This is a genomic window from Sutcliffiella sp. NC1 (assembly GCF_027594365.1).
Taxonomy (GTDB): Bacteria; Bacillota; Bacilli; order Bacillales; family Bacillaceae_I; genus Sutcliffiella; species Sutcliffiella cohnii.
On record NZ_CP115153.1, the window covers coordinates 4395130 to 4413002 of the forward strand.

Annotated in this window: 11 protein-coding genes; all 11 read right to left on the reverse strand. The window is 37.8% G+C overall.

The genetic code is table 11. The annotated features are described in order from the left end of the window. Position 1: 1 nt before the first annotated feature. The 11 genes from O1A01_RS22695 to O1A01_RS22745 all read right to left on the reverse strand — a co-directional run bounded on the left by O1A01_RS22695 (position 2) and on the right by O1A01_RS22745 (position 17854). Positions 2-1279, reverse strand: a complete 1278-nt coding sequence (locus O1A01_RS22695; protein ID WP_270065086.1) for a hypothetical protein — start codon at positions 1277-1279, stop codon at positions 2-4. A 310-nt stretch (positions 1280-1589) separates the two neighbouring features. Further along, on the reverse strand, positions 1590-2087 hold the full coding sequence (locus tag O1A01_RS22700; RefSeq protein WP_270065087.1) for a DUF1854 domain-containing protein: 498 nt from the start codon (positions 2085-2087) through the stop codon (positions 1590-1592). Then, entirely contained in the window at positions 2084-4270 is a 2187-nt protein-coding gene (locus O1A01_RS22705; RefSeq protein WP_270065088.1) for an ABC transporter ATP-binding protein, read from the reverse strand. Before O1A01_RS22705 ends, O1A01_RS22700 begins: the two co-directional genes overlap by 4 nt. Before the next feature lie 283 nt (positions 4271-4553). Then, positions 4554-6968, reverse strand: coding sequence for a beta-galactosidase (locus tag O1A01_RS22710; RefSeq protein WP_270065089.1), 2415 nt, complete (start codon positions 6966-6968; stop codon positions 4554-4556). A gap of 39 nt (positions 6969-7007) precedes the next feature. Then, positions 7008-9359 carry a beta-galactosidase gene (locus O1A01_RS22715; RefSeq protein ID WP_270065090.1) on the reverse strand — a complete coding sequence of 784 codons (2352 nt, stop codon included), beginning with the start codon at positions 9357-9359 and terminating at the stop codon, positions 7008-7010. 16 nt (positions 9360-9375) lie between these two features. After that, positions 9376-10704: a glucoamylase family protein gene (locus O1A01_RS22720; RefSeq protein WP_270065091.1), complete on the reverse strand. Its 1329-nt coding sequence runs from the start codon at positions 10702-10704 to the stop codon at positions 9376-9378. Between the two features lie 140 nt (positions 10705-10844). Continuing rightward, complete coding sequence (locus tag O1A01_RS22725) at positions 10845-11801, reverse strand: carbohydrate ABC transporter permease (RefSeq protein ID WP_270065092.1); 957 nt, start codon at positions 11799-11801, stop codon at positions 10845-10847. A 12-nt stretch (positions 11802-11813) separates the two neighbouring features. Then, on the reverse strand, positions 11814-12680 hold the full coding sequence (locus O1A01_RS22730) for a carbohydrate ABC transporter permease (protein WP_270065093.1): 867 nt from the start codon (positions 12678-12680) through the stop codon (positions 11814-11816). Next, a complete protein-coding gene (locus O1A01_RS22735; protein WP_270065094.1) occupies positions 12677-14947 on the reverse strand; it encodes a DUF5696 domain-containing protein in 2271 nt (756 codons plus the stop codon). The genes O1A01_RS22730 and O1A01_RS22735 overlap by 4 nt, the downstream gene beginning before the upstream one ends. Next, the gene (locus O1A01_RS22740) at positions 14940-16961 is read right to left on the reverse strand and encodes a YIP1 family protein (protein ID WP_270065095.1); all 2022 of its coding nucleotides are present in this window, start codon (positions 16959-16961) and stop codon (positions 14940-14942) included. Before O1A01_RS22740 ends, O1A01_RS22735 begins: the two co-directional genes overlap by 8 nt. Positions 16962-16978: 17 nt before the next feature. Continuing rightward, entirely contained in the window at positions 16979-17854 is an 876-nt protein-coding gene (locus O1A01_RS22745) for a carbohydrate ABC transporter permease (protein ID WP_270065096.1), read from the reverse strand. Positions 17855-17873 lie beyond the last annotated feature (19 nt).

The window sequence follows — 17873 nt, forward strand, 5'->3', positions numbered from 1 at the left end:
TTTATTTCTCTTCTACTTTTGTTAAACGATCTGTGAAGAAGTTCATTCCACGTTTAAATGCAGCTAATCCATATAGCATGGAACTCCAGTCAATTAACGTTACCTTTGTTGGGTACCAGCGCTCAGGCTGTTCTAGATGCCACCATGAATATCTGTGTAATCCATATTGATAAGCACCACGGAACTTTCTTTCATCTTCCTTGTCATTTTCATTCGTGTAAACATCGTACGGAATGTGAAGTTTATATAATGCATATAAATCATGAATACCTGCAGGATATACCGGTAAGAAACCTGCCACGATGTAAGCAGATGCAATATCGTGAGGTGCATTATTAATTTTATCTGCATGATAACCACCGAAAAGCCCATCATTCGGACCAGCACCATAACCCCATACGTAAGAAGGAACATCATCTAGCTCTTTCCACTTCAAACGGTCTGCTGTACAAGCATTTTCGTAAAATTCTCTATACACTTGGCTGTCCCCATAGTTTGGTACTAAGTAAAACGGGAACTGATGTACAAAAGAAGATAAGAAATTTTTCCCTGCGCTATCTGTAAGAACTGGAATATCGCGATAGTTAACGATTGGTAAATCTTTTATTTTATTTTCTGCAAAATTTTTATACCAAAGATCTTGAATGTCCTCGTTTTCTGGTTGGCCTAATAGTGCAAGGTACGCAACGATGACGTATTCGTTATACGCAGGAAGAGGAAGTGTGCCCTTTCCTTCTTTCACGACCATGTTAATAACGCCTGTTTCTTTATCGGCAACAACAACACTCCAGTCAATTTCCTTTAATAGCGCTTCTGCCATCTCCAAAATATGAGGAGCTTTGTCTTTAAAGTGGTGTCCAGCAAAAAGTGCGCCTGCAACGACAATTGAAGTATCAATTGTGGAAATTTCAGAATGGATATTTTCACCTGTTTCCATATCAACGAAGTGAGCAAAAAAGCCAGTTGCCTCATCACGTGCAACAGTACATCCTTCTATTTCTCCACGAAGAGCACGTAAAGTTGTTGTTACTTTCTCCGCCGCATTTTCTTCCCAGCCTTCTAAATCTGCTACACAAAGTCCGATAAGACCGACACCTGTTGCGGCAACGGAACATCTGTAGTCTGGATTTTCCCCTAATGTCATAAACCCATCTGCATAAAGACCTGTCTTCGGATGGCGGGATGCTTCTAACAATTCATAAGAATCACGATATTGGCGGTCAAAGAAGTTTTTTACGTTTTCTGGTAGTTTCGAATAATAATCTGTAATAGGGTTCATTTAAATATTCCTCTCTACTTTTTTATATTGGTTGCATAAAATCTTTAATCTATCGTCCACTTTAGATTAAAGATTTTATTCAACTTGACATCAAGTTATTGAAACGTTTCAATAGCTTGATGTTACCTATCATTCTAAAGTTATGAAAGCGTTTTATCAAGGTTTTTTGTCCATTTCTGAAAACTATTTCTTCTTTTTATTGAGGAACGGACGAAAGTCTTCAGCCAAAACTAACGGATGTGTCTGGGACAAACGGCTTTTTAGTAATCAAACGCATCAAAACTATAGTTTGTCCCAGACATGCACTCCTTTAAATGACTTTATTTAATTCTCTTAAACTATGCTTATCCAACAGATTTATGTCCCTTAATTCACATCGTCTTCCTTCCATATCGGTGATGACAATACTTCCGGATGGTGTCTGTTGAATATGTTCATGAACATTTCGCATTAAGAGGGATACGTTACCACGGTCTGTTTCCAGTTCAATTGTCCATAAACCTGGTACTTCCTTTATGGATGCAATACGAGTAACCACCGGTACGACATAACGCAGTCGAAGTTCTTGCAAGACTTCTTGCTCGCTTTGTCGATCCAAATCACTAATGTCTTTTATTATCCCTAGTTCTTCATCATCTTTTGTTCGCACAGATATATATTCATAGGGTTTGGAATATGGGAATGTCCGATAGATATATATTTCTTTATGTTGCTTGTTTTGAATATGAGCAGTTAATAAGCCTCCACGGTCTCTAACAAACGAAACATCCTTACTATCTAGTAACGTAATACTGAAATCATCCGTCATCCAACACTCACTCCTTTTATTTGAGACATTTCACGTTGTGCTTCTACTAGTTTAAAATAAATCCCTTGTTTCTCCATTAACTCGTCATGGCTTCCAATCTCGGCAATTTCTCCTTTGTCAATAACGACTAATCGATCAGCATTACGAAGCGTAGACAATCTGTGGGCAATCGCAAAGGTTGTTCTACCTTTTACTAGACGAGAGATAGCCTCCTGAATTTTCTTCTCTGTTTCCGTATCAACCGAAGCAGTAGCTTCATCTAAGATTAAGATTTTCGGATTGTGTAAAATCGCTCTAGCAATCGCCACACGTTGCTTCTGACCGCCAGACAAACGCTGACCACGTTCGCCTACTTTCGTGTCATAGCCATCTTCCATCTTAATAATAAAATCATGAGCATTTGCTATCTTTGCAGCCCTCATTATTTCTTCAGGTGTCGCATCTGGTTTAGAATAGGCAATGTTGTCTGCAACCGTTCCATCAAATAAAAAGGTCTCTTGCAGAACAACCCCAATTTGTTCATGGAGCCTCTCTTGTTTAATATCGCGAAGATTGATGCCATCCAACGTGATTTCCCCTTGATTTGGGTCGTAAAATCGACAAATCAAATTAATTAATGTTGATTTTCCTGCCCCGGAATGCCCAACAAGTCCTATCATTTCTCCTGGTTTTACTTCTAGATTGATATTTTTCAAAGTTGGAATATGAGACTCATAGCCAAAAGTAACGTTATGTAATACAACCTTACCTTCTAACTCTTCCAAGCTTGCACCATTTTTAGGGTTTGGCACATCTGGCTTAGTATCCATAATTTCAAAAATCCGATCAGCAGCAGCAAACGCACTACTCATCCAACTAATTGCTTGACTAAACCATTGTAATGGACCGAATAACATTCCTAAATAAGCAATTAACGCCATTAATGTACCTAACGTAATTTCATTTCCCATTACAGATTGTCCACCGAAATACCATACTAATAAGGCACCTGCTCCGGTTAGTAAAGAGAAGATAGGAAAAATACCTTGCCACATTCCATCCGTGCGAATCGTTTGGTCCATTACCGCATGATTTCCTTTTTCATATCTACTTTTCTCTTTCGCTTCTTGTCCAAACGCTTTAACTACTCTTATTCCTTGTAAAGAATCACCAATCAACATATTTAAATTGTTGATCGCTTGCCACTGCTTGTACCACCTGTTTCTAACATATGGCCAAATTATCTTAGATAAAATAAGGACAATTGGGGCTGGAATCAACGCTAAAAGAGCTAGCTTCCAATCAAGACTTACCATCACGACAATAATGGCAACTAGCATTAATACTTGCCCAACTAACCAAAGAATGCCATCTGTTAAAAATTGTCTTAACGCCTCTACATCACTGTTTACCCTGCCAATAAATTGAGACGTTTGTCTTTGGTCAAAATATTTTAAGGATAAGTTCATTAACGAATTATATGTATCTTTTCTTACATCACCCATTATCTTACTTCCAACCCATACTCCAACAAATCCTCGCGCAATATCTAAACATGCATGTAAAATTTGTGTCATACCAAGTGCCACAACTAAAAATAATAGAGACACGCCGATTTTCTGTTCGACTAATACATCATCAACAATAATTTTCGTAATGAATGGTGGAGCAAGAGTCAATAATGTACCAAATACCATTAATAAAGAGGCGAGCACCATTTGCTTTCTATATGGCTTTGCATATTGTAGTATTCGCCCTACTACCTTCTTCTTGTCCACGCACTTTGGACATACGTCTGTTCCTTCGTGAAGTGGACGTTTACAGGTTGAGCAAAAGCGCATTCTATCTTTTTGAGCTAGAACAGGTAGACTTTCCCCTTTTACTAAACTATCGATCGTTTGGGAGGCGATGACAAATTTTTTCGTGAAAGATGAAGTGAATCTTACTAAAACCTTAGACTCTTCTTTCGTCTCTACTAAAAGACTTCCCCCACCGATAGCGTGCATGAGAGAAGTTTTAATAATATCCTTTATTTGACACGCGTATATTTTCGTTCCTTCTTGCTGAAAAACAGCTACCTCATTTTTCGATATGACTAACCATTGCTCAGAAAAATTTCCTTTGTCATCCATATCTGCTTTTGCTGCAAAAAGGATGTCTTCCTCAATAGTAATACTATTAGGGAGATTTTCTATAATTGGCATATGTATTTCACTCCTGATCCCCTTGTTATACATAAAGATGACATTTCAATATCAATAAAAACGAGGTTAAGACAAAAGTGTTTTCTTTAAGAAGAAATAGGAAAAAAACTAAAAAAAACGCTTCGGAAATATACTTCGCCCTCTACGGGTATGTGATGAGTCTTATGCTTACGCACTGGTAGCCTCACTCCCACGGTAGGCTACGTATATTTCCTCCGCTAAGATTGTTCGTTTTTTCATATTTACTTAAAAATTAAATGTCCAAACCTCGTTTTGATTTAACTTATTGAAAAAAGACTGTTAAATGATCATCCACTTTCGCATGCTTGTTTGACAGAATAATCTTTTGTCCATCCTTTTCCTGCACTTTGTAATCATCACTTTGAAGAATTTCACGGTCCGTATTCAAGGCAATTACATCTTCCACTTGTGTTAAACGGAATTCCATTTTGTCAGGATCTACATTGATAACTTCCGCAGTGGAATATACAACTTCAACTTCACCAAACGTCACATTTACTGGAAGCATTAACCCATCCATACTTTGTAGAAGAAGCTTGCGACCATTTAACAATTTCTCTCCGTTGTCATAAACATGTATCTCTTTATCGAATCCGTCCATGTTTAAGATGTGAAGGAAGCGTTCGCCAGCACTGTTTGCTGTGGACGTCATAAAAATGCCGAGGTGCTTACAATCGTGACGAAGTGTAGCTGTTGCGCCTAGTTTCTCTAGCGCTTCTCGATAAAATTCGACGTCACACGTGTATACCCCAGTAATGACAATCGCTCTTCCTTTTCCTACTTGGCGATCAAACCCACACACTTCATCTGTTCCATATACACGAACGATTGGTTCTGCCTTCTCATCCACTTGAACGGTTTGTGCTTTATGTGTACGAAGCTCAGGTCTTGGCGCTGCCCACCCATCTGCGTAAATGGATAATTTGTAATTCAAGCTATCTCTTTCTACTTTAATCGGTTGAACTCCAAGTGCATCAGCTAAAATCGTACATGGATTTGCTTCCATATCATATTGTGGTACTTCTCCATAAAGAAGAATGCCACCACCAGCTTGTAAATAATCAACAAGCTTTTGTTGTACGTGACGATGTAAGTAGCCTGCAGAAGGTAAAGCAAGCACTGGTGTTGTCGCAGGGTCAATTGGTTTATTTTGAATATCAACAGAGCCGAAGCGATATCCACCTAGAAGCATAGCACGCGCCATATTTTCCCATGAAGCATGCGCTCTATTTTGTTCAATATTACGGTACATGTTTTGCATTTTCTCACTCGTTGGGTAGCGAGATTCCGTCATATAATAGTCTGGAATAAACGCAAATGCCACATCATCACGCTCTTCGTTCATTACAGCAAGCTTGTCTGAAACAGCCATAATGGTTTTAATCGAGCGAGCCATTCTTGGGAACGTGTAGTTTAATTCCCCTTCTGGATTAATAGGAGCCGCAAATCCGTGACGCTCTCCAGTGTGAGCGATACGATCATTTCCATCGTTACGTTTCTTACTCATGCGGTAGTTTCTTCCACCAGTTAATAAGTAGTAATTCAATAGACGATTTCCTTGGGCAATACACATTCTTGCTTTGAAATCAACAGCTGAAGGATCTAGACGACCTCCATAGTTATTACCAAAGTCTCCGTTCCCACAGTTAAATTCCACAGACGTTAACGGTTGATCTTCGTTATGAACCGCATCCATAAATCCGTTAATTAAATATAAATCTTGGAAAGTAGATACCGTTAAATCGCCAAAATAAATATCAGAACCAGATATGTATCCTGGTGCTTGTGTGTAAGATTCATACAACTGACTAATACCAATTGGGAATTGTAACGCACGACCGCCGCCTGTACCGTGAATGTTTACAACAAACGGAACGTCCTTCACACCAAATTCCTCGGAGTACTCTCTTAAAATAGCAACGTATCTTGCAAAACGATGTCTCATGTAATAACCAAGGTCCAAGTGTAGTGCAGAAGAATAGTCTTCCTGTGGCGTACGAATTCCCACTTTACGTGCTTCTGCATTTTCCAGGTCAAAAGGATATCTTTCCTTCAACGTTTCCACATCATAACGCTCTGTTAGCCAATTAGAAAAATCCTCTAAAACATTATCTGTTAAATCAGGACTATTACTTACCCAAGAAAGCATCCCAATCTCATTGTCTAGCTGAACAGCAATAATGTTTCCACCGTTCGTATGAAGTCTTGGCGTAGCAACCTTCATTACCGCTTCGAACCATTTTTTCGTTTCAGCTAAAAAAGATGGTGCTGTGTAATCAAGCGTATGCGCAATAGTCTTTCTTCCATCCCAAGTAATTGGAGAAATTTCTGGGTGCTTCTCAATAACCCAATGTGGAATACCTTCATTTTTCATTTCTGCCATGATGAATGGACCAGGTCTTAAGAAAAAGTACAGGTCATTTTCTGCACAAAGATCCATAAATCCTACTAAATCTAACTCAGGACGAGTTCTACCTACTAAATCAATATTGCCTTCTTCCTCTTCATGACAAATCCAAGGCACATAAGTCGCAACTGCATTACAGCCTGCCTCTTTTAACTTATCTAATCGATCTTGCCAGTCCTCACGATCCAAACGGAAATAGTGAATTTCACCAGCCATAATAATTTTCGGTTCACCATCAATGATAATTTGCTTATTTTTAATTTCAATCACGTTAACAGCCTCCTACTTTAATACGTTTCTTAAGTTTTATCACTTACTAATCTTAATAGTAGTTGGTTTATTAATTTCATTTATCATAATAGAACCATTCTCCGTCGCTTCATATCCAACTACTTGCCACTCACCACCTGTCACTAGCTTTAACACTCCGCTCGTACCAATTGGTTGAACGCTAAGTTCGATATGGTTACTTCCTTCATTAAGCTTCGTCATTTCTACTGTTGCATATTCGATATGGACACCACTTAGAAGTTCATAGTTTCTTACGATTATGACAGAAGATCTTGGTGGTAATTCAATCATTTCGCCACCAAATAGAGCCTCACCGTTTTCATAAAGCACTGTATCTTGCGTAACTTCATCGTAGTTGCCAACAAATAGGAAAGACTCTTTACCATTCGTTCGTTCAACGACGGACATATTTGGATTGGACGGTTGTAAATGACTCGTAATTCCAAAGTTCTCTGCAATTTCTTTTATCGCATCAATCTGATAGCTATAGTCATGTCCCATCACGATGCCAAGTACGAGTATCTCCCCATTACCTGCTTGCTTTTTGTAAGCAGCAACTTCTTTACCACCAGTGCGTGTAAATGTCGCAATTGGTGTTTCTTCAAATTGAGTAAAACGTAGACGTTGTCGAACGTTAACCGCATCTATGTTTAAAATATCTAGGTAATCTGGGTGTCCACCAATAACCTCCCACTCACCTAGCTCCAATTCATCTGCTAAAAGTCGGCACGGATTTCCCTGTAGATCTTCGGATGGTACTTCCGGATATAGCACTAGCTTTCCGCCATCTTTTACATATGCTGCTAATCGTGCTTGTAGCTCTCGTTTCATTTTCCTTGTTGAAAATACCCATAATGAAGGCACTTCTGAAACCGATAAGTCTTTTAATAAGTCTATTGCTTCAAAATGAATATTCGCAGCTACTAATAAGCGAAGAATTCCATCAAATGAAGCTTGTTCACGCTTTCCAACTATATCGCCTAAAAGCTTTTGGTCACGCTCGTCTATTACTTCTGTCATATAATCATCTGGATTGAACCCAACATACGTATGAACTTTCTTAGGAGCATTAATTAATTTTGATCCAATTGTTTGGAACACTTCACCAAGATGACGCGCCTTCTCATAATTAGGTCGTAAGCCACCTTTCGAATCAATTGGTGCTTGCCACTCGTGTCGTGGGCCAAATAAACCAATATTTTCATAGTTTTCGCCACCGACGAACATATAGTAATTTAGGGCATTCATTCCGTGTGCCACACAAGTACGAGTATTTAAATCTAAATCTTGTGGGTATAGTCTCGGACGGTCTGCTAAACGTCCTGACTGAAATTCTGCTGAGAATACTGGTTGGTCTTTTTGAGAAATGGCTCTCGTGTAAGTAGTTGCTAATACTAAATCGTGATAGTTATCGTAACCGATATGACCTGGATAAAAATCTCCAGCGATTACGACATCTTCAAACTCGGCTGTGTTATATAGTTGGGATAGTCCAATAGGATAATCCACACCACGACTATAAATAGAATAATCTTTAAAACCGTGAACGTTAATAATATACGGAACGGTAATACCTGTTTCTTTAGCAAAACTTCTTAAATCTCCAACATAATCTTTTATATACTCACGGCGGAATTCACTCCATTCATAATGGAAGGAAGGATAGTCACTTGGTAAACCAGTTACAATTTTCGGCACAAAGCTAGTAAAAGAACTTTCTTTTAAATCAAACGTTTGATTGAATTTTTCAATCGTGCCGTACTTGTCAGAAAGGTACGCCGCAAATTTTTCCAACGTTTCTTCATTGTAGTCAGATGTATTCGTTACCCAGTGGAACATACCAATTTCATTACAAAGCTGATACATAATGATGGACCCACCACGGTCAATTTGATGAGGAACAATTACATCATTGACTGCTTCATACCATTTTTTCGTTTTCTCTAAAAAGATTGGATGACGATACGAAACAACGCTTGTTGGATGATTCTCCCCACTTTTCGTTTTCGCAATGACTTCCGGATACGTTTCTAGTAACCAGTTCGGTACGCCGTGAAAGCGAACCTCCGCCATAACGTAAGGGCCTGGTCGAACAATACAATAAAGTCCAAACTCCTTTACTAATTCAAGAAAGGACGCTAAATCTCTTTCCCCTCTCGTTTGTCCCGTAAAGTCGTACACACCTTCCTCCATTTCATGCCATACCCAAGGTACATACGAACTTACTAAATTACATCCAGCAGCCTTTAGCTTTGTTAGCCTGTCTCTCCACTCTTCTTTAGGTACACGATAGTAGTGAAGTTCTCCACCATATAAAAATACTTCTTGTCCATCAATGATAAATTTGCTCTTGTTCATTAAAACTGACATGGAAGTTTCCTCCTCATTACTCTTTTGAATCTACTAAACCAACTTTTATCATACCTTCTTGAATGTATTTATTTTTCATCGTTGTTTCCCAAACAAAACCTGAACGATAGTTTTCAAGCATCAATAATGTGATCCCTTTATCAATTCCTAAGCTATCTTTTGCATACCAATGTGGTGTTACATCTAAGTTGAAAGCTCCTTTTAAGCCGTGTTCACCCCATAATTCAGGGAAGTTTTCGTAATAGTTTTCTAGAGCTGCAATGGATTCTTCCGGAGTAAATACGATAGAGCCAGCTGCACCAGCAGTCGCAATTGTGCCATCGGTAAAATGTGCCGTGTTGTCATATCCAGAAGGCGATGAACCGTATAAACCTTCATACCCTTTAGGACCATCACTTGCTGTTAATCCCCATGCATCTGGTCCAAATGTTTCAAATCGATCCATATTATCGATAGAATATTGTCTGCTCGCTATCGAGGCAATGACCGAGTTTTCAAACCAGTCTACTCCTTCACGATCGATTTTACCTCTTAGGTCAAACCATGCATGAGAAAACTGATACGTAAAGATAGATCCAAACCATGAATGAATAAATGGCTCCCCGCCTCCATACGCTTGTTCATGTCTAATAAAGTCATAAAACATTTCTTCGTTTACTGGATGTGTTGGTGAACCAGCTGCTAGGAAATATAGCATAAGTTGTTCTGCGTAAAAATCCCAAGCACCTGAAAAACCGTCCTCTGGCGTGTAAGACATGTAGAACATATTGCGGTCAGGATTTCGATACCATTCCCAATCCACTCGCTTATAAATTTCCTCTGCCTTTTTCTTTATTTCACCTTGAAAATATTCTCCAGCCTGTAACGCTCCACTTACTAAAATAGCTGTATCAATGATGGAAACTTCGCTAGTCCCCGCTCTTTTTGCCGTGTTCATGTTTAAGAAGTGATAATATACTCCATTAATATGCTCAGCATTATTTAGCATCGTGTCGAGCGTCCCATTCACACGTTCCTCTGCTTCTTCCTTCGTAATCCAGCCTCTTTCTACTCCAATCGTAATTGCTGTTAATCCAAAGCCTATGGAGGCAATACTAGATAATGTCGGATTACCGGGAGCTCTGTCACGAATTAGTCCATAGCCAGGGCTAGTTTGGTCATCATTTACTTCTTTCCAGAAAAACTCGAAGCTTTTTTGGCTTTCTAATTCAATAATTTCTGGTACATCTTTTTCATCTACGGAGGCGTTTTTATCTGCCATTAAATCGAATGCTAATACAACAATGAAGATAGCCACTACTGCAATAATAGAGCCAACCATTAAGCCTAGTTTTTTATTTTTCATGTTTGTCGTCTCCAAACTTTTATTATTTGAAACGTTTCAATAATTATTAAAAATGTAGCCAGCAACTTTCATTGCTGACTATTTCATTTTACTTATTTACATGTTTCATATTCTACGATGTGGCTTGAAAACGCTGATAGTTACTCCCCTGTAATCCCTGACCGGTCAATACCTTCCACGAACCACTTCTGCGTTAAGAAGTAAACAATTAACAATGGTAAAATCGTTAGTACCGTACCTGCCATTCGAATACCTTCATTAATGTTGCTATCCGTACCATCAGCACCTGCGTACAACTGATTATACGTTGCGACGAACTTATTCAATTCAAGAGGTAACGTCGTTAACGAGTTACCAAAATATAACGCCGCTAAATACGTTTCATTCCAATACCACACAAACGAAAATAGGAAGGAAATGATGAACGCTGGTACAGCCATCGGAATTGCTATTGTGAAGAAAATGCGGAAATAACCTGCACCGTCCAACTGTGCTGCTTCCTCAAGCGACTTCGGAATCATTCTAAAAAACTGATAAAAGATTAGGATAAAAATCGCACTATTGATTCCTTGCCCTAACGAAGCAGGAATTAGGAAAGACTGAATATTTCCTAGAATCCCTAGTTCATTAAAAAATACGTATCTAGGAATCATGGTTAATTGTGGCGGAATGATAAACGTTGCCAATACGAAGACAATCAACGTTTTCTTAAATGGAAACTCAAATCTAGCAAATCCGTAACCAATTACCGCCGCTACAACTGTTTGTACCACTGCCGGTAAAACTGTTACATACAATGTCTGAACTAATGTCGGAAGGAATTTTAGGACGTCGTTGGCTCTTCCATAGTTGTCTAAATATAGTTGTGTTGGAATCCAATTTACTAAAGGATTTAAGATGTCTGATAGTGATTTTAAACTATAAGATCCCATGTATAATAAAGGGTATAAATAAACAAAGCCAATTCCTATTAATAGGATGTAAATAAAAGCTTTTAGCATCATGCCATTTTGCCCTCTATTACCGAAGAAAAAGCGTAAAACCGAACTACCGACGTTACTAATTTTCTCCTTATACTCTACTACTTTGCTTGCCACTATAATCCCTCCTTATCCATATTTTTTGTTCACTCTCATTGTGAGTAACCCTACACTGATTGCTAGTACGACAGCAATAACTAAGAAATAAATCCAAGCAAGTGATGAAGCGTACCCAAGACCTGTATTAATGTTGAACATATTTGCTTGAATATGGTCAATTACAGGGTTTAATGCAAAGATTGAATACATAACGATTGTATAAATTGTGTTTACGATGACCATTGGCATAAGACTCGGAAGTGTGACTTTCCAAAAGCATTCCCAATTTGATGCACCGTCAATTTTTGCTGCTTCATAAATTTGTTTATCTACCTTCTGTAAACCTGCTAAAAAGATTAAAATTTGTACACCGGAGAACCAAAGGATAAAAATAAGATTGTCCATTAAGTAAATAACAACTGTATTTAAAAATCCATCTGTTCCCGACATCACCATATTAAATATGGCATACTCTTCAATCGAAGGAATAGACGTTACTCCTTGTTCCATTAACTCACTCATTACCGGTCCACTCGCAATAATGACGGGTAAGAAAAAGATTGTACGGAAAAATCCTTTAAACCGAATCGGCATGTTTAATAACAACGCGATAATTAGTGAGAATACGATAATAATCGGAACAGAAAGTACCAATTCCTGGATAAAAGTTAATATTTTTTGCGTGAAAATAGCGTCAACGGCAAATGCGTATTCAAAGTTCGAAAACTTTACAAATTCGGTTTGAATTCCCTCGGTTGTAACCTTTACTTTTTGAAAACTTAAAAAGAGAGAATAAAACACTGGAAACGCCGTTAGTAGAGCAAAGCCAATTAGCCAAGGGGAAATAAACGCATAGCCAATTAAACTTTTCTTCGTTTTCATCGAAAGGTTTTTCATGATGTTTTATCCCCCTTGTTTAATACCTTAAAGTCTGTTGCCTCTACTGTAATGCCATCTTGAACAAACGTTTGATTAGTATAGTTGACAATGATCGATACACCGTTTGAATACGTTACTTCTACTACACCGTCTTTATGAACATATCGACTTTCAATGGTAGCACCTTCCACTTGTCCTAAACTTTCTTGAACAAGCTCATACTGGTTCACAATTTCCTGTTCCCATACAGAGAATTGTGATGTATACAAGTCTCTCGAAGGTGTCTTCATTAATAAATGAGAAGGCTCTGTCGTTAAATAAAATGATGGATTCGCACCATACTCTATCATTCGCAACACTTCTTCATCTTTATTGAAGTAGAAGTTTGAGAACGGAGCGTAGTATGGAACATAACCTTTTAAAACGATATGAACAAACGGAACCGTATCCGTTGCAAAGCTATAATTTGATGAGTACATCGGAATATCATAGTAACGTCCTGTAACGGACCATAGATAGTCGTTAGGTTCATATAATGATAAAGACCCTATCTCGTTTGATAATAATTGATGCATTTCTGTAATGTAACCTACATTGTCATAACGAGTAGCTTTGTTTTTTGAATTGAAATCAGAAAATAATGTATTCGTTGTTGTGTCAATCGCGATATTCGAGATTCCTAGCTTTTCGAAACCTTTAACATCGTCTTCAGCCATTTCAAGCGCAACAGCAGGACTTAATAAATAGTAATCTCGGTCGTACGTTTTATACTGCATCGTTTCGCCATTTATTTTTCTAGCTACATCTGTACTTCCTGAATAACCAGAAGCTCCTCTAAATGCTTTCGTATAATCTGTATAGAAAGATAGATCAATATTTTTTCCCTCTAAGCGGTTAATCGTGTCTTCAAAGTCAGACGTACTACCTAACTTTTTCTCGATAGGAAACTTTTTCGGTAACGTGCCCGTTAGCCCACCTTTTGACCAGCCACGATATACAACATTTATTTTATCGACATTTTGCTGTTGAAGCTTCTCGACATACGTTGGAAGTTCACTTATTCTCGTCATTTCTAAAACAGAATCCCATATTAATCCTTTTTTCACTTCTCCGCCTAAAAACTCTAAACGTACATCCGCAATATCTTCATTTTTTGCTAACTTTCCAGAATCAACTAAATATTTTTGATAATATTTAGCCATCCCTACATAATCAGCTTCTTCGTCTGCTAAAAAAGCGATTCGTTGTTGAATGTCGAACTGATTTCTATCTTTTTGGTATGTTTTATAACCACTCATACTTCTACTAGTTGGCTGGAAGTATTGGTAGCGATAATGATACTCCGAGTACATCCAGTTAAAATCAGTGGAAACTCCAGCGGGATATGCAATCAACTCACTATTATAGTTACCACCTTCAATAATGTGAATTAGTGCATTTTGCTGTGCTCCGTGTACAAGTCCAAATACTGGCATCGTAATCTTTTGCGGCGGGCTTATGTCACCCGTTCCACTCGAAAGAACTTGTGAAAACCCCTCATCTTCTCCGTAAACGAACGCTTGATAAGGTGAATTTGCACTTGTACGTTCCCCGAAACGCATTAAAGCACCACTACCATCAGGGATAAACATATAACCGTCAATATTATCTGATTCAACTGCACCTAAGAAAGGATACAAACGCATCGATACAAGCATTGTGTTTCGTTCTTCTTTCACTTCTTCTTTAGGCACATGTACGACAATCGAATCTTCTTCTAACGTCACTTGCAATTGAAAAGAAATGCCGGCATTTTTATACTCAATATCAGCAATAAAGCCGTCCTCCACTTTTTGTACATTAGGCTTTACACCGTTCGTAATAAGGTCTTCACTCGTTTCCTTATTTTTATCGTCCACATACGTAATTGTTACCGCTGAGTTGGCCATATTTCTCCATCTCGTGTTTAACCGATACTCTCCATCTTCCTCTAAACCTGAACTCCAGACGTACCCCGATCTTTTATCTACAATTTTTAAAGCAAGAGAGTCAGGGTGAACAAATACCTTTAAAGTTCCATTCTCCGCTACAGATTCAAACCCTTCTAAGTTAGTATCTACTTCAATAGTAGATGCTTCCTTCTCTGGCCTTGTAAATTGATTGGAGGAATAACGTAATGTCTGACTCGCTAACTCTTCCTGTACTTCCGTCACCTCTGTTTCTGGTTCTTCACTAGATAAGGACGTTGCAATAACTTGTATTGGGAATAAAAGAACAATTAATAGCAATATCCATTTCTTATACACGAAGAATCACCTCCTGAATGATCGATAGTACAAACTCAATAACTTGGTCGAGTAAGACATAGATTACAAAGAATACGAGAATTATAATTAACATGGCAAAAATCGTTACTAATATGTTTCGTACCGTTTCAAAGAATGTAAAGTTATGAATCTCTTGGATCATAATGAATAAAATTACAGCAGACCATACAATAATAATCTGCATCGAGAACGTGTACACGAATGATTCGTTAATCGTTAACGCATTCGACACAATCGTAATTGGAACAAGATATAAAATAACCGGAACTAAAGAGTAGATCGTTCCAATATAAATATCTCTAAACCTACCTTCCCCATCTGTGATTGTACTAACTAAATAGTTTGCTACAATAAATAGGAAAATAGGAACGAACAATGTTGCCATTTCCATAAATAGATTAATATCGTTTAAATTTCTGTCCGAGAATAAGAACCCCGTCCAATAGATTGTAAGTAAATATTCGATAAATAAAACAAAATAAAGAATAGTTGCAGATAGTACCGATACTGTATTCGTTCTCTTAACGTAATAAAAGCTATCAATCGGATGTTTAATAAACTTAAGGATGAATAAAAGCTCGGAAACTAATTTTTTGCTCTTCACTTTTGTCCAAGCATCTCTCGCTGGCTGTAATACACCTTTCTTTTTATCAGCAAATTTAACTGCCGACCAAAGGATAAAGAAGCCAACTAAAATCACAAACACTTTACTTAAATTTTCTTGCATCCACCTTTGACGGATTTCCCAATACGCATCAGAGTATCCAGCTTTATTTTCTGCAAGTATAAACTCTGCTAACGCTTCATCATATAATTGCTGCTTGTAAAAAGCTTGTCCCATAGCAGTATGAGCTAGACCGAACGAAGAGTTAAGATTTAATATTTCTGTCCAGTTATCTTGACTCTCTACATAAAATCCTTCTGCATAAAGGGCAAGACCTTCATGTAACTTTGCTGTAAAGTCAGTTGGCTCAAATACTTGAATAGTACCTTTTTCTTTATCTGCAATGTACAGTCGACCTAGATTATCAACTTCTATACTAGAAGGCTGCATAAACAATCCATTTCGATTCGATTCATCTTCCTTCCCACCAAAAATGAAGAGAAGATTTCCGAATCGGTCATATTCATAAATTTTACCGTCATTACCGATTGTATATATATTGCCGATATGGCCAATCGAGATATCACGTAAATTCGTTACATCTGTTAAGTCCGATGGCAACATATTTGCCCCAGCAATATTTAACTTACGAATAACTTCCCAGTCTGTACCGGAAGTGATTGTATAAATTAATCCTTTTTCATCAATTGCAATATTCGTTGGTGCTGGTGGAACCTTCATAAATAAACTAGCTTTTTGACTCTCTGTTGTAATTAAATCTTGTAAAAAAGTTAAGATAGACGGACGTGAATTATTCACACCGTAAAATCCTAAAAAGGAACCATCTTGATTCATTTGAATAATACCGTTCGTCGATCCTTCACTAATGATATAAAGGTTTCCGCGTAAATCTACGGAGATTTTTTGCGGTTTAAAAGTAGTTCTTTTCCCAAATAATGGAGAGTCTGGACGAGCGTATTCCTTCAAAAGCTCTCCATCCTCAGAAAAGCGAAACACCTTTTCTGCAGCATAATCCGCTACATAAACATGATTTTCGTGGCTTACAAAAACACCTTGTGGCTGTTCAAGTAACCCTTCGCCAAATTTCAATAATTCATTTCCTTGCTCATCAAACTTCGTTACTAATTGTGTTCCAGAATCCGCAATGTAAATATAATCATGATCATCAATAAAGACATGCTCTGGAGACACAATCTCTGCATCATTTTCAAATATTCCAATCGGAACATACGCTGTTTGAGTTTCAATAACATTTCCATCAGCCGATAAAGTTTCTGTCTTATAAGGAACAGAACTGGCAGCAGAGGAAAGTATGGGAAACAAACCTATTAACAAAAGGCAAAACACCACGATGAACGTTTTCCTCATTTCCCTTCCTCCTAACATTACTTAATACCTGAATGTGCCATAGTGTTCATTACCTTACTTTGTAAGAAGATGAAAATAATTAAGTTCGGAATGAACATAATTAAAGATGCCGCCGCTGACATCCCTTGACCCGCAACGGAATTCCCTGTGTCAGATGCTAACGTTCCCATAAAGAATGCAAATGTCTTTAAATTCTCATCATTTACATAAAGGATAGAGGTTTCTGCGTTATTCCATACCATTTGGAAAGACAATATTGCGATGGTTGCAATAGCAGGCTTTACTAAAGGTACGATAATGGTGGCGAAAATACGGAAATCGGAAGCACCATCCATTTGGGCAGCCTCTATTAATTCATTTGGTATTTGATCAATAAACTGTTTCACTAAGAACAGTCCTACTGGCATTGCAAGCAATGGAAAAATGTGTACGAAGAACGTATCTAGTAGACCAACTTCTTCAATTAATAAATAACGTGGTATCCCTACTGCAGCTGGTACGAACATAAGCGCAAGGGTATTAATTTCAAAAATAGTTTTCTTTAATCGAAAACGCTTCTTTGAAAGAACAAATCCTGCCATCGTACTAATTAACACTGTTAGGAATACGACGATTAACGTAACTGTAATACTATTAAACAAGTATCTCGAAATTGGGACACCTGTTGCATTCGTTAAGGAAAACAAATCAGCAAAGTTTTGCATTGTTGGCTTTTCCACGAAAAATCTCGGTGGATAAGCAAATAACTCATCAATCGGCTTGAATGCGTGCATAATGATAAAAATAATCGGCAACGCCATAAACACCGATAAAGGGATAAGAAATAGATAAAATTTCAGCTGACTGCGATGAAATTTATCTGGATTTATTTTTGTCCCATTAAATGATGACATAACCAGCCCCTCCTAATAA

What these genes read in the sequence shown, in the direction of transcription:
- O1A01_RS22695 (WP_270065086.1), bottom strand. Translation starts at nt 1,279, where the DNA reads ATGAACCCTATTACAGATTATTATTCGAAACTACCAGAAAACGTAAAA.
- O1A01_RS22745 (WP_270065096.1), bottom strand. Translation starts at nt 17,854, where the DNA reads ATGTCATCATTTAATGGGACAAAAATAAATCCAGATAAATTTCATCGC.
- O1A01_RS22715 (WP_270065090.1), bottom strand. Translation starts at nt 9,359, where the DNA reads ATGTCAGTTTTAATGAACAAGAGCAAATTTATCATTGATGGACAAGAA.
- O1A01_RS22740 (WP_270065095.1), bottom strand. Translation starts at nt 16,961, where the DNA reads ATGAGGAAAACGTTCATCGTGGTGTTTTGCCTTTTGTTAATAGGTTTG.
- O1A01_RS22700 (WP_270065087.1), bottom strand. Translation starts at nt 2,087, where the DNA reads ATGACGGATGATTTCAGTATTACGTTACTAGATAGTAAGGATGTTTCG.
- O1A01_RS22730 (WP_270065093.1), bottom strand. Translation starts at nt 12,680, where the DNA reads ATGAAAAACCTTTCGATGAAAACGAAGAAAAGTTTAATTGGCTATGCG.
- O1A01_RS22720 (WP_270065091.1), bottom strand. Translation starts at nt 10,704, where the DNA reads ATGAAAAATAAAAAACTAGGCTTAATGGTTGGCTCTATTATTGCAGTA.
- O1A01_RS22705 (WP_270065088.1), bottom strand. Translation starts at nt 4,270, where the DNA reads ATGCCAATTATAGAAAATCTCCCTAATAGTATTACTATTGAGGAAGAC.